The sequence below is a fragment of the Spiroplasma endosymbiont of Halictus nicosiae genome (assembly GCF_978018445.1).
Genome location: NZ_OZ389573.1, coordinates 1,527,630 through 1,542,157 on the forward strand (window position 1 = coordinate 1,527,630; position 14,528 = coordinate 1,542,157).

The 14,528-nt window shown below is 29.3% G+C and carries 12 protein-coding genes; all 12 read right to left on the reverse strand.

Annotated elements, in window-relative coordinates; translation table 4 throughout:
* Window positions 1–120: 120 nt before the first annotated feature.
* Window positions 121–2,163 carry a hypothetical protein gene (locus tag ACZ91P_RS10485; RefSeq protein ID WP_465155788.1) on the reverse strand — a complete coding sequence of 681 codons (2,043 nt, stop codon included), beginning with the start codon at window positions 2,161–2,163 and terminating at the stop codon, window positions 121–123.
* A 145-nt stretch (window positions 2,164–2,308) separates the two neighbouring features.
* Window positions 2,309–3,691 (reverse strand): dihydrolipoyl dehydrogenase, encoded by a 1,383-nt coding sequence (lpdA, locus tag ACZ91P_RS10490; protein WP_465155790.1) that lies wholly within the window; start codon window positions 3,689–3,691, stop codon window positions 2,309–2,311.
* A 16-nt stretch (window positions 3,692–3,707) separates the two neighbouring features.
* Window positions 3,708–4,991, reverse strand: a complete 1,284-nt coding sequence (locus tag ACZ91P_RS10495; protein ID WP_465155792.1) for a dihydrolipoamide acetyltransferase family protein — start codon at window positions 4,989–4,991, stop codon at window positions 3,708–3,710.
* Between the two features lie 19 nt (window positions 4,992–5,010).
* Window positions 5,011–6,000, reverse strand: a complete 990-nt coding sequence (locus ACZ91P_RS10500; protein ID WP_465155794.1) for an alpha-ketoacid dehydrogenase subunit beta — start codon at window positions 5,998–6,000, stop codon at window positions 5,011–5,013.
* Entirely contained in the window at window positions 6,000–7,103 is a 1,104-nt protein-coding gene (gene pdhA / locus ACZ91P_RS10505) for a pyruvate dehydrogenase (acetyl-transferring) E1 component subunit alpha (protein WP_465155796.1), read from the reverse strand. The genes ACZ91P_RS10500 and pdhA overlap by 1 nt, the downstream gene beginning before the upstream one ends.
* A 37-nt stretch (window positions 7,104–7,140) precedes the next feature.
* Complete coding sequence (locus ACZ91P_RS10510) at window positions 7,141–8,127, reverse strand: lipoate--protein ligase (protein ID WP_465155798.1); 987 nt, start codon at window positions 8,125–8,127, stop codon at window positions 7,141–7,143.
* A gap of 5 nt (window positions 8,128–8,132) precedes the next feature.
* Entirely contained in the window at window positions 8,133–9,491 is a 1,359-nt protein-coding gene (locus ACZ91P_RS10515) for an FAD-dependent oxidoreductase (protein WP_465155800.1), read from the reverse strand.
* 236 nt (window positions 9,492–9,727) lie between these two features.
* Entirely contained in the window at window positions 9,728–10,669 is a 942-nt protein-coding gene (locus tag ACZ91P_RS10520; RefSeq protein WP_465155802.1) for a 3'-5' exoribonuclease YhaM family protein, read from the reverse strand.
* Window positions 10,670–10,708: 39 nt separating this feature from the next.
* A complete protein-coding gene (locus ACZ91P_RS10525; protein ID WP_465158980.1) occupies window positions 10,709–11,197 on the reverse strand; it encodes a 2-oxo acid dehydrogenase subunit E2 in 489 nt (162 codons plus the stop codon).
* Between the two features lie 91 nt (window positions 11,198–11,288).
* On the reverse strand, window positions 11,289–11,606 hold the full coding sequence (locus tag ACZ91P_RS10530; RefSeq protein ID WP_465155804.1) for a hypothetical protein: 318 nt from the start codon (window positions 11,604–11,606) through the stop codon (window positions 11,289–11,291).
* A gap of 133 nt (window positions 11,607–11,739) precedes the next feature.
* Complete coding sequence (locus ACZ91P_RS10535) at window positions 11,740–12,468, reverse strand: biotin/lipoyl attachment domain-containing protein (RefSeq protein WP_465155806.1); 729 nt, start codon at window positions 12,466–12,468, stop codon at window positions 11,740–11,742.
* 42 nt (window positions 12,469–12,510) lie between these two features.
* Window positions 12,511–14,187 (reverse strand): phospho-sugar mutase, encoded by a 1,677-nt coding sequence (locus ACZ91P_RS10540; RefSeq protein ID WP_465155808.1) that lies wholly within the window; start codon window positions 14,185–14,187, stop codon window positions 12,511–12,513.
* Window positions 14,188–14,528 lie beyond the last annotated feature (341 nt).

Here is a 14,528-nt window from a genome sequence, read left to right on the forward strand (position 1 = left end):
TTGCATAATTTTAACTCCTTATTTAAAATATTAATAAAATTTATTTTGTAAAAATGTAAATACCACAAAAATACAAAATGTATGTGGTTTCTACACATTTTCATATTTTATACATAAATTTTAAATATAATTAATGTTAAAACGGAAAGTAATTGCTTGAAGATAGTCTGGAACATTTTCTTTTGCTTTTAATTCTAATTTAATATCAAGAACAGTTAAATTACTATATCTTTCTTCACTGCTAATTTGTAATGCATAAAATCAATCATTAAAAGTAGCAGCACTATTATGATAATTATTTAAAGGTGTAAATGTGATAATATCTTTTGCAATTCCATTAGCATAATCTATTTGTGATACATTATCACTAATGTTTAAATTGTTTCCTACCATTTGACTAATATTTTGTATAAATTCCCATGTACGATTAACAATTTGTTTTTGTAGCATTGTTTTAAATGAAGTTACATCATGTGGAATATTTCGAACATCAATATCAATGTAATTTAATGGTTTTTGTACTCCATATAAATTAGCACTTCAATATTTTGCAAATAAAGTATTTCGTTTTTGTTTATCATTAATTAAATAGGCATCATGATCACCAGGATTAACTAAATTAGTAATTGAATGTAATGATGGTTGATCAATTATTACATAGTTTGTTTTTGCCATTTGATTATTATTAAAACTAATTGTTAAATCACCATTTTCTTGAATCGTTCTTTTAACAACAGTATAATCTGCTTTTTCAATTATTCCATATGATTGAAATGGTAAAATATTTCAATCATAAACTCATTTATATTTTGAACTATTAGGGTTACTCAAAACATCTTCTTGTAATTCTCTAATTGCTGTTGCTAACGAATATTTTCCATTTAAAACATCTTTAATTTGCTCTCCCAATCGATTTGCAATCACATTTTGAATTGTTTTACCTTGCGGTAAAAACATAAAGTAAAATTGCTCTGGTTGGTTAACATTTAAACGTTTTGGTTGAAGATATTGATATCAAAATTGTCATTCGGTTGGTACAAGTTCTTTTGGTAAAACTAAACCACGATTTTGTGATATTTCTAAAATATTAATTAAAAAAATTAATAATTGTGGAATATATTTACCATTAATTTGAGTATCTGTTTTTGCAAAACTTTGCTCTGAATCACCCTTTTTATATGCTGACTGAATTACTCGATTAATATCAAGCATGTAATGCGTACTATCAATAGCAGTTCCTGGAAACAGTTGATCATTTTGATTAACACTTGAAATAACAAAATTACTATATGGATTATAATCACCAATAAATTCTTTATCATTTCCTTTATTTTCTGTATAAAAAGAAGCAAAACGTTCTTTATAGGCAGCATAAACTTGATCTGCTAACGCCAAACTATCATTAGTACCATTAATCATAATATTATTAGCTTGTTCACCTAGAACATTTGTTTGTTTTTCTCAAATTGTTGGTTTTAAATCATCTTTGTTTCTTGTTTCTCCTAATTTAAAACTTAAAAAGTTTGATAAAAATCCTTCATTTCCAACAAATAGGGTTGGCATTCAAACCAGATTTTTTTGGATTACGTCTTCGTATTTGATTTTTAAAAATAATAAATTTTTCATCAAATTAAATTGGTTTTGTTGCACATCAGCAAGACTTAACTGTTGTGTCCCTCATGAATCAGTATAAATATCTAAAATTTGAATTTGCTTAGGATCTTTGTATTTATTCTTAAAAAAGATATTGTTTGTAATGTATAAACTAGGTGCTTTTTCAAAAATTAAATTATAAACATATTCTAATCGTAATGATCTCGCACGAGCGCGAGTTTGTGCAACTTCCCCAGTATTAGGGTCAGAAGGAATTTCATAAGTTTCAAAAACCGGAGTTGTTGTTGTATTATCGCGTAGTTTTGTTTTTGCAAAGTTAACTTCAAAATAATCCCCATCATTAACATCAGGCAAGGGTCCATCAGTTTCAATTTCACCATAGTTTAAAATATTTGCTAAAAATGACACACCAAAATAAGCAGAGGGAATTAAAGCACCAAGATATAACACAGCACAAATTGCGGAAAGTCAACCTTTTTTACGTCATGCTACAGTAACATTCTTTGTTAAGTTATTAAGTTTATGTCAACTACCTGGTTTTCTTGCCATTGAAATCTCCTTTAGTAAGCTTAATAATAGACCTATTGAATGGATTTATTATAACAAAATTAATATTAAATGCAAAGCAACCTTTTTGAACAAAATTAAGCTTTTTAATTGTTCTTTTTAAATAAAAAAAGTTACTTCTGTAACTTTAAATATGAATTGCATGGCCTTCTAAACCATGAGCAACTTCCATAATAATTTCTGATAGGGTTGGATGTGGGTGAACTGTTTTTGCCAATTCATGAATTGTTCCTTCTGTTTCCATACAAGCAGTAATTCCAGAAATCATATCTGTTGCTGTTGCAGCAACAATATGCGCTCCTAAAATTTCGCCATATTTTGGGTCACATAAGATTTTAACAAAACCATCAGTTTCACCATCAGCTATTGCTTTACCATTTGCTGATAACGGAAATTTAAATGCTTTATAAGCAATTTTAGCTTTAATTGCTTGTTCTTCAGTAATTCCAACTGTTGCTACCTCTGGGAATGAGTAAATACACGAAGGAATTCGATTATAATTTATTTTTACATTTTTTCCTTTAATACTATCAATTACTAAAATTCCTTGTGCTGAAGCAACATGAGCCAGCATCGCACGTTCCACAACATCTCCAATTGCATAAACACCTGGCAAGTTTGTTTTATATTGCTCATCAACTTCAATGTTTTTTCTTTCTCCGATTTTTAACCCAATGTTTTCAAAACCAGTTGTTACTGGTGTTCGACCAACTGAAACTAAACAATAATCTGATGTTAGTTTTACTTCTTTACCATCACTATTATCATAAATTACTGATTTACCTTTAATTGCTTTAATTTTCATTGAAGTCTCAATTTTTACCTTATTTTTAATCAACAATTTTGTTAATTCTTCACGAATATCTTTATCCAATAACTCTAAAATAGTGTCTAAACCTTGCAAAATTGTTACTTCGGTTCCTAAACGATGATATAAGCAAGCAAATTCAATTCCAATTACACCACCACCAATAATAATTAATTTTTTTGGAATTACTGGTAATGCTAAAGCTTCTGTTGATGATATAACATAACCAGATTTTTTAGCTTGCTCAAACCCTGGTAATGGTAATCCACGTGAAACACTTCCAGTTGCAATAATTAAATTAGTACATAAATAACGTTTACCAGCAACTTCAACAGTATTTTTGTCAATTGCTTTTGCTTCGCCTTTAACTAGATCAACTTTATTTTTTTTCAATAAAAATTCAACCCCTTTTGTTAATTGCGTTACTACTTTTGCTTTTTGTTCTTGCATTTTTACTCAATTTGGCGCTACTGCTGCTTTTGCGACATCAATCCCATAATTGTCAGCATGTTTCATCATATCATATACTTTACTACTTTTTAATAACGCTTTTGTTGGAATACAACCAACATTTAAACAAACACCACCATAATATTCTTTTTCAATAATTAGTGTCTTTAAACCTTCTTGTGCTGCTTTAATCGCTGTAACATAACCACCTGGACCTGCTCCAACAATAATTACATCATATTTGTTTTCCATTTCATAACCTCTTCTCTTACAATAATAATAAAGCTGGTGATTCTAGTAACGCTGTTACTCGTGCTAAAAAGCGACCACCATCTGCACCATCAATTAAACGATGATCAATCGTTAACGATAATGGTAAGATTGAACTTATTTCTATTTCATTATTTTTATTAATAACTGGTGCTTTTTTAATAATTCCAACCCCTAAGATTGCTACCTCTGGGAAATTAATTACTGGTGTGGCAAATTCAATGCCCGCTGACCCAAAATTAGTAATTGTGAAGGTTCCATCTTTCATTTCATCAGGTTTTAATTTACGTTCACGTGTTTTTGCTGCTAAATCATTAATCATTTTTGCAATTTGCAGAATATTTAACTGATCAACCCCTTTAACAACAGGAACCATTAAACCAGTCGGTGTATCAGTTGCCATTCCAATATTATAATAGTCTTTAAAAATAATTTCTTGTTGGTCTTGATCATATGACGCATTTAAAATTGGAAAATCTTTTAAAGCAATTGCACAAGCTTTCAAAAAAAAAGGCATATATGTTAACTTGATTCCTTGTTGTTCTGCTTGACCTTTTAATTGTGTTCTAATTTCAATTAATTTTGTTACATCAATATTTTTCATTAATGTTGTCTCAGCAATAACAGTTTTTGATAAAGTCATTTGTTTTGCAATTGCTTTCCGAATTGGTGACATTGCTTCGCGGCGAACAGCACCAGTTGCATTAATTTGCGGAATATCAATTGGCAATGTTGATAAAGTAGAACCAATTACTGCCCTTTTCGCCCTTTGGTCTAAATCAGCTTTCATAATTTTACCGTTTGGTCCTGAACCTTGAATTTGTGTTAAATCAATTTTTAAATCAGCTGCCATTTTTCGCACAATTGGTGTTGATAACACATTTTTATTATGATCAACATTAGTATTACCATTACTTGGTAAATGACGTGGTGCTAAAACGGTATTAGAAATAGGAACTGCTCCAACTACTCCTGCTGCTTTTTCTTCTTCAACTGGTGCTACTGTTGGCTGTTCGGGAACTGCTGGTGCTGGACTATCGCCAGCAGTACCATCATCAATTTCAACTACTACATCACCAACATAAATTGTATCGCCAACTTTCATATTAATTTTGCTAACAATACCATCACATGGTGCAAAAATTTCCGTATTAACTTTATCAGTTTCAACGGCAAACATTTCATCTCCATCTTTAATTTTGTCACCAACTTTAATCATAACGTTGGCTACTTTTCCTTCTGTTAATCCTTCACCGATGTCGGCGAATTTAAATTTTACCATTTTTACTTTCAACTCCTATCTAAAATTGGTAGTTAACTAATTCTTTAATTTTAACTACAATTTTTTGAACTGATGGTTGATGATAATGTTCACCACGATCAAATGGAATAATAATATCATAACCAGTTACTCGTCCCGCTGGGGCTTTTAAATATTCAAAACATTTTTCATTAACAGTTGTAATAACTTCGGATGCGACTGAAAATGAACGAACAGCTTCATGAACAACTAAAATTCGTCCTGTTTTTTTAACAGATTCAATAACGATTTCACGATCTCATGGTTGAATTGTTCGTAAATCAATTAAATCAGCATTAACAGAAAAACTTTCTTCTTTTAATTGTGCTAAAGCTTTTTCACATTCACTAACTTGTGCTCCATAAGTAACAATTGTTAAATCATCTCCTTCTTGAATTTTATAACCTTCACCAATTGGTAAAGTATAATATTCATCAGGAATTTCTTGTTTAAAAGCGCGATATATCTTCGTTGGTTCTAAAAAGATAACTGGATCAGGTGATTCAACAGCTGCTAATAATAATCCTTTGGTATCATATGGAGTTGAAGGAATAACTACTTTTAGACCTGGATTATGTGCAAACATTGCTTCAACTGCTTCAGAATGATGTTCTAACGCACGAATTCCACCACCCATTGGCATACGAACAATTAATGGACAAGTAAAACGACCGCGTGAGCGATTACGTAATCGAGCAACATGGGTAAAAAGTTGCTGAAATGCTGGATATGAAAATCCTTCAAATTGCATTTCAACAATTGGTTTCATTCCGTTAATGGCCATCCCCACTGCTGTTCCAACTAATGTTGCTTCGGCAATTGGCGCATCAAAACAACGGTTTTCTCCATATTTTGCTTGTAGACCAAGAGTAGCACGAAAGACTCCTCCTTCAAAACCAACATCCTCACCATAAATCACAATATTTTGGTGTTTTACCATTGCTAAATCTAAAGCATGAGTTAATGCTTGGATATTATTTACAACTGGCATTAGTGGTGTCCTCCTTTACTTGGATATTTTGCAAAAAATGCTTCTGCTTCTTGATATTGTTTTTCTAAAAATTTTGGTATTTCAGCATAATTGTAAGCAAAAATATCATAAATTGAAACAGTATTGTTTGCTTCAACTCATGCAAATTCATCTTTAATAAATTTATCTTGTTCAGCATCTAATTTATCTTGTTCTTTTTCTGATCATTTTTTTTGTTTAATTAAATAAGCTTTTAAACAAATTAAAGGGTCTTTTTTTAATGCCTCTTGATGTAATTTTTCATCACGATAAACCTTGGGGTCATCAGCTGATGAATGCGCCCCAATTCGATAAGTATTACATTCAATTAATGATGGTCCTTCACCTTTACGAGCAAATTTAATAGCTTCTTGCACAGCAGCATAAACTGCAAAAAAATCATTCCCATCAACTAAAATATTTCGCATTCCAACCGCAATTCCTTTTACTGCAAAGTTTATTGCTTTCGTTGCTTTACGACGCGGAGTTGAAATTGCATACTGATTATTTTCCACAATAAAAATTGCTGGAACTTCATGTAACTTCGCAAAGTTCATTGCTTCATAAAATTCTCCTTCAGAAGAACCACCATCACCAGTTGTTGTAATAACAACACCATCACGTTTATTATATTTTTCAGAAAATGCTAACCCAGTTGCATGCGAATATTGTGTTGCAATTGGAATATTAATTGGTAAAGTATTAATTCCTTCTGGCATATAACTTCCCATTTCATTTCCACATCAATATAACATAATATTGCGCATTGGAACACCTGTTGCTAATCAAGCAGCATTATTTCGATATGCTGAGGAAAATCAGTCTTTTCCTTTAATAATTTGCATTCCATATGCTACTTCAGTTGCTTCTTGCCCAGTTGATGAAAGAAATGATAGCATTCTTCCTTGTCTTTGAATTTTATTTTGAAAATCATCTTGGCGACGTGATAAGCACATTAATTTATACGCTGTTAAAACTTCATCGTCACTAATTTTTGGCATCAAATCTGGTTTAACAATCTTTCCCGTTGCATCCATAATTTGAAGCATTTCATTTTTTAACGAATCAAATTTGTTAAAATACATCTTTTTGATTCCTGCCTTTCCTGTTTTTTTAATATTTTTAGGAAAAAATAACATCTAAAATTTCTTGTAGTTCAAATTTATCTCCAAAAATATCTTTAATATTAATTTCTAATAATTTTGTTTTAATTTTATCCAGATTATATTTACAACCTGTTAAAAGAGTTTCAAGTGGCTCTGTTCCACCAGAACCTAAAAAATCACCAAAAAATTTAATGTTCGTAATTTTTCCTTCATTAACATTTAAACGCACATCAACGGTACCTTTTCCTTCATATCGAATTTTATTCTGATAACTAAATTCAGATGAATTACCAAAGTTTCATTCCCATGTTCGATATTTTTCATTAGCTAGTTTATTAACTGCCGCAATAATATCTGGTGGTAAATCTAAGACTGGTGTTCCTTGTGCTAAAAACTCATTAGTAATAAATAGCATAAATTCATCAATTGTAATATCATTTGTTAATAATGGTCGAATATTAGTCACTCGTGCCGGAATTGATTTAATTCCTTTTGAAATAATTTTATCTTGATTAACATTTAAGTATTTTTGCATTTTACTTAAATCAACATCAAATAAAAATGTTCCATGGTGTAGCAACCGATTTTTATACTTTATTTGTGCATTACCAGAGATTTTTTTGCCATCAATTTCAATATCATTTTTACCAGCAAACTTAGCATTTAAAGCAAGTTTTTGTAAAACATTAATAATAGGTTGTAAAATACTTTCATAATTTTGCGCTATTTTATCATCTTTATTAACAATAATGGAAAAACACAAATTACCATCATCTTGATAAACAGCCCCACCACCTGTTATTCGACGAGCAACATTCACCTTATCAGTTTCAACCGCTTGTAAATTAATTTCTTCAATCGTATTTTGATTTCGACCAATAACAATTGTATTAAAATTTTTTCACAAAAAGAAAATGTTATCTTTAATATCACTTTTTAAAAGATACTCATCTAAAGCCAAATTAAAATAAACATCTGTAGAAGAATTTTCAAAACAAATCATTTTTCTTATTTTTTAAAGTAATTTAATCCTAATACTTCTAAGCCTGGCAAAGTAATAAAGTTATATGGTTTATTAAAATGTGGCAAGAAGAAAATATCAATTAATGGTAGTTCATCAATTGTAACTCCCTTCATAATTGCTAATGAAAACATATACATAACTTCGGTATGATTAGCATCTGAAGCTACTTGTGCACCAATAATTTTTCTTGTTTTTTTGTCTCAAAGAATTTTAATTAAAACTTCTTGATATGTATCCATAAATTCTGGACGATCATTATCCGTAAATGTAATTTGATCGTAATCAAATTCTAAATCTTTTGCCACCGTTTCTGTCATTCCTGTTGAAGCTAGCGCTCAACCAAAAACATTAATTGCATTTGAACCTTGGAATCCTGGTGATGCTAAACCTGCTGGTTTTAAGGCATTAACAGCTGCAATAACTCCTGTTCGGACAGCATTTGTTGCTAAAGCAATATATGCTGGCTGTTTCTTAGCATTATCATAAACTTCAACACAATCACCAATTGCAAAAATATTTGGGTCTGATGTTTGCATATATTGATCAACTTTAATGGCTGCATTTTTGTCTAAATCAATAACACCATTTAAAATTTCTGTTGCAGGTTTAAAACCAACTGACCAAATTACTAAATCAGCATCATATGAACCTTTATCTGTTACTACTTTTGTTACTTTATTATTGTTACCCTCAAATTTAATAACTTTTTCGCCACCACGTAAATTAACACCCGCTTTACGCATTGCTGCTTCAACTTTATCAGTAAAAGGTTTATCGTAATAACGTGGCATAATACGATTTGAAATATCAACTAAAGTAACATTTTTTCCTTTTTGATGAAAAGCATCAACTAATTCAACGCCAATGTATCCTGCCCCACATACAACAACATTTTGAATATTTTTGTCATCATTTGCTTTTTTTACTAATTCCCCATGTTGGAATCATTTAACAATATGAACACCTTCCTGCTTAATTCCTTCAATTGGTGGAATAATTGGTCAAGAACCAATCGCTAAAATCAATTTATCATAATTATCATCAAATTCATTTCCTGATTTTAGATCTTTTACACGAATTTTTTGATTTTTATTATCAATTGATAATACTTCATGCTCCATGTTTACTTTAATACCTTCATTTTTTAATACTTCTGGTGAAGCATAAAATAAACCGTTTGGATCTTTTACCTCTCCTGAAACTCATAGTGCAATTCCGCATCCTAAAAATGAGATATTGTTGTTTTTATCATAAGTAACAATTTCTGCTTTCGGATCTAATCGTCTTAAGGTTCTAACAGCAGTTGTACCTGCATGGTTAGTTCCAACTACAATAATCTTCATGTTATATTCTCCTTTTCTATTCTTAGTAGTATTAATAGTTCTTTCGATATAACTAACTAAATGTGCCAATAGTTATTTTGTTATGGCATTTATTCCTGAAAATTAAATCATACCGTAATCTTATTATATACCTGTTACAAAAAATAAAAAAGAAAAATCAAATGAAAAACAGAAAAAAATTGCAAAAAATATAAAATTTTAAAAAAATTTTAAACTTTTTAAAATTAAATTAATCATTATTTTTCAAAATGTTTTAAAAATCAACGGCCTTCAACAGATAACAAGCGTTGTGTTTGCTCATTAAGCAATGTTTTTTCTAGTTCTTTATCAATACGGTAAATTCGTGCATCTAAATTATCTAAAAATGATAAGATTTCTGCTTCTAATAAGTGTGGTTCAACAGGTGAACCATATTCCAATCGACCATGGCTAGCTAAAATCATATGTTCTAATAAAACAATTTTTTCTGAATTTAAATTATTACTTTGGGCAAGATGATTTAATTCATTTGCCATAATTGAAATATGACCAAGTAATTTTCCTTCAAATGAAAAATCATTTGTAGCACCACTTGTAATTTCAATAACTTTTCCTAAATCATGTAAAATAACACCACAATATAATAGTTCCGCATCAATTAAACGATCATGATAAACATTGACAACATTTTTTGCCATTTGCAGCATAGTTAAACTATGCCAAATTAAACCTGATTTAATTTCATGATGATTACGAATAGCAGCTGGTCAAATTTTAAATTGCTCAGCATATTTTGCTAAAATTAAAGTCATAATTTCACGATATTCAGTTGTTTTCATTTTTTTTACTGTTGTAATAATTTCATCATACATTGCATTTGCTGGAAGCGGCGCAACTTCAATAAAATCATCTAGATTAATACTGGCATTATCAACAATATTATAACTATTAATTTTTGCTTGTAAAACTTTTCGATACTCAATAATATTAATATTTACTTTGTAACAATTACCTTTAATTCAACTTTCAATGTCAGCAGGACGAGCATCTCATAACCTTGCTTCAATTGTTCCAGAACGATCTTTCAAGGTTATTGATAAATAAGTGCTGCCATTAGATGCTGTTCCTTGGGTCACCTTATCAGCAATTACGATTAATTTTACATTATTAACTTCTTTTGTTAAATCTTTAATATTCATTTTTCCCCTCCTAGAAATAAAAAAGTGAGTAATGACTTTTTATCTTATAATAAAAAGCCCTGGATTTGATAATAAATATGCAACATAATGGATAAATTTACTTGCTTCAGTAATATCAATTGCAGCTTCATTATACCCCAATGTAATTACCATAATATTACGAATTGCAATATCATTTTTTTCAACCACAACAGGTTTTTTAAAAATAATACCCATTGCAATTCCGGCAACATTATCATCTGGAATTGTAAATGTTCCCTGTGTTATTACATATTCCCCATAATTTATAATTGAAAATGAGGCATCTTGACAGTTCTTTTCTTTTAATTCATTACTAATACTTTTACTTATTAATTTTGTTACCTTTGAAGCAATTTCTTTAATTGAAACATTTTTTAAATTATATAAAACAGGCATTTTTACTGCAGTATCACTATCTACACTAAAAGCAATATTATAAAATCATTTTAATAAAATTTCATTTTTTTGACTAATAAAGGATGCATTTAAAACAGGGAATTTTTTAATCCATCATAGACTGCTTTAACATAAAAAGGCAATAATGTTAATTCAATATCATTTTGTGAATATGCTTCACGCATAATTGACAATAAACTAACTAACTCACTAACATCAACTTCAACATCAATAAAACCATGGACAATATTTTTTTACTTTCCATAATTTCTTTTGCACGAATAATTGCTTCTTGATTTAATTTTACCTTGTCAACTTGCAAAGTTTGTGGATTTTCTTTTATTTTATGTTCTGAAGAAGCGGAATGTTCCCTTGACGTTGCATCTTCTGACTTATGCTTTTTAAGATGAGAGGAAACAGACGAATGAACCGTCGAATGTGACTTTGAATGTTCACTATGATGCTCCTTCGACTTATTTTCCACTAATTTATCTTGTTCTAAATTTATAATAGGTTCCATTTTTGAATCATCAACATTATTTATACTTTGAGCAAAATTACTTTTTAATTCTTCTTTTGTATAATTTTCTTGTTTGTATTCTTCTCTATCAAAGGGTTGATGATGTAAAGGGGTCTAGTTTTTTATCATCAACTTATTTTCTCGCAGCCATTTCTGCTGTAAATGCTAAATCACGTTCTAAATTTTCAAGTTCTTCAATAACTTCTTCTTCAATTGTCATTGTTGCTAAATCATCTTTAACAATTGCCAAATCTTCTTTTAAATCACCCAAATCTTTTTGCAATGTTTCAATATTTTCTTCACTAGGAATATTCTCAAGAACATTTTCAACTTTATCTTTAAGCAGAAATGTCTTTGAATCATTATTTTGGCTAAAAAATGGGGTTGAATCTTGTGCTATATTTTCTTCTGGTAAATCAATTTCAATTGAATCTTCAAAATCATCTTGTGGATTTTCACCAGCTACTTCACGCGCTAGTAATGTTTCAATTAATTCTTCGCGAAAAATTTCTGTTTCTGATTTTTTAACATCAATTGGTGGCCGATTTTGTACATTATATTTTCCAAAACCATTAAAAGAAATAGTATTATAGGGTTGCTCAAAATTATTGTCATGTTCATTAAAGGTTGCCTCAAATGGTAATAAATCTAATAAAACATCACCACTATTAATAACTTTATTTTCATAAACAATAAGATTTAACACTTCGCCAGTAATTGGCGCTTTAATTTCATAAACTTTATTTTGTGTAATAATGTTAGCAAGTTTATCCCCCTTTTGGACAACTTGTTTATTTGTAACAAAAATTTTATCAAGAATTCCTTTGCGATTATCATCAGCTTCAAAAATAATTTTTGCCATACCCAAACCCCCCTATTTTCTAACTATATATTAGCATAACTTTTATTCTTTTAAATAATTAGTTTCTAATTCTTGGTACATTGCTTCCATTTTTCTTTTTGCTTCTTCATTTGTTTTATCAACACAAACAAAATAGAATTTTATTTTTGGTTCTGTTCCACTTGCACGAACTGCAAATCAACTACCATCTGCAAAATAAAACTTTAGTAAGTCTTGGCCTGGCATTTCATATAAACCATGCAAATAATCTTCTTTTTTAATACATTTAATTTTATCTAAACTAGTAATTGTTTCTTGTCGTAATTTTTTTAACATATTATTAATAATTTTTTTGCCATCAATTCCATCACGAACTAAATTAACTGTTTTACAATAAAAATAACCAAATTTATTATATTGTTCAACTAAAACATCATATAATGTTTTTCCTTGATTATGATAATACCAACAAGCTTCTGCTAAGACTAATGATGATTGAATTCCATCTTTATCACGAGTTATGTCTTTTAAAACATAACCATATGCTTCTTCAAATCCAAATAAAAATTCTAACCCTTTATCTGTTGCTTTGCTCATTTGATCCCCAATTCATTTAAAACCAGTTAATGTTTTAATAACTTGAACACCATAACTTTCAGCTACTTTATCTGATAAATTTCCAGTAACAAAAGTATTATACATAACCCCATTTTTAGGTAATGTTTTTTGACGTTGATAATGGGAAAATAAATACTCAATTAATACCGGAGCTGTTTCATTTCCAGTCATTAAATAATACTCATGATCTTTGATTTTAACACCAATTCCTAAACGATCAGCATCAGGGTCATTTAAAATAATAACGTCAGCATTAATTTTTTTCGCATATTTTAATGCTAAATGATAACATTCTGTTAATTCTGGATTCGGATTAGGGGCAAAAGTAAAATTAGGATCATTATCAAATTGCTCTTCTACAATCGTAACATTATAGCCACATTCTTTTAAAATTCGTGGAGTTCATTCTTTACTTGTTCCATGCAAATTAGAAAAAACAATCTTAATATTACGTTTTTGATTTGGATAAAACTGCATTGCTTTAACATCGCTGACATAATTATCCTCGACTTCTTTTGCAACATATCTAATTAAAGTTGAATCTGGATTTAAAGTTAAAGTAAAAACTTCTCCTTTAATTTTTAAGTAATTTTCACCAATGACATCAGTTGCGACTGGCAAAAACTGTGAGCCATTATGATCATAAATTTTATAACCATTATATTCACGCGAATTATGACTTGCTGTAATAATAACACCCGCTACCGCTTTTATTTTCCGAATGGTATAAGAAACCATTGGCGTTGGGCGAAGGTCATTATTAGTAAATAAAATTGCTTTAATATTATTACTAGCAAAAATATTTGCTACTTCTTGTGCAAATTCAGCTGAAAAATGACGGTTATCATGCCCAATTACAATTCCTTTTGATTTTAAATCTGTTGCAGAATAAATTGTTTTTAAATATTGCATAAAAGCTAATGTTGCTCTTCGAATTGTATATAAATTCATTTTTCCGGTTCCTGGACCTAATAATCCTCGCAATCCAGCAGTTCCAAATTCTAAATCATCTGAAAAAGCAGCAATTAAATTTGCTTCAGACATTTGTTGAAATTCAGCGGCTAATGTTGGATCTAAATTTTTAGCATCTTTCCATAATTTTAAATTATCTAAATATGACATCTTAATTCTCCTTTTTTAACAAGCAACAAAGTTTTTGGTTTTAACCATAATACATTCTTGTTTGCTACAACCAATAATTTTCACCTTATATAGTAAATTTTTTTATTTTGATTTTATCTATTTTATTGTCTTCATATTATTTAATGAGATATTTTCTCCATAGAATTTTATAGATACTTAAATTAGTACTTATTACTATTGAAACAATAATTAAATACCAACTATAATTCAATATTATTTTCTTTTTTTAATTAAAACAATCTTTACAAGGATTGTTAATTTGTTCATTTCCTATTAACAATTTCATTAAGTGAAATTCTTCATTTTCAACATTTCACTGT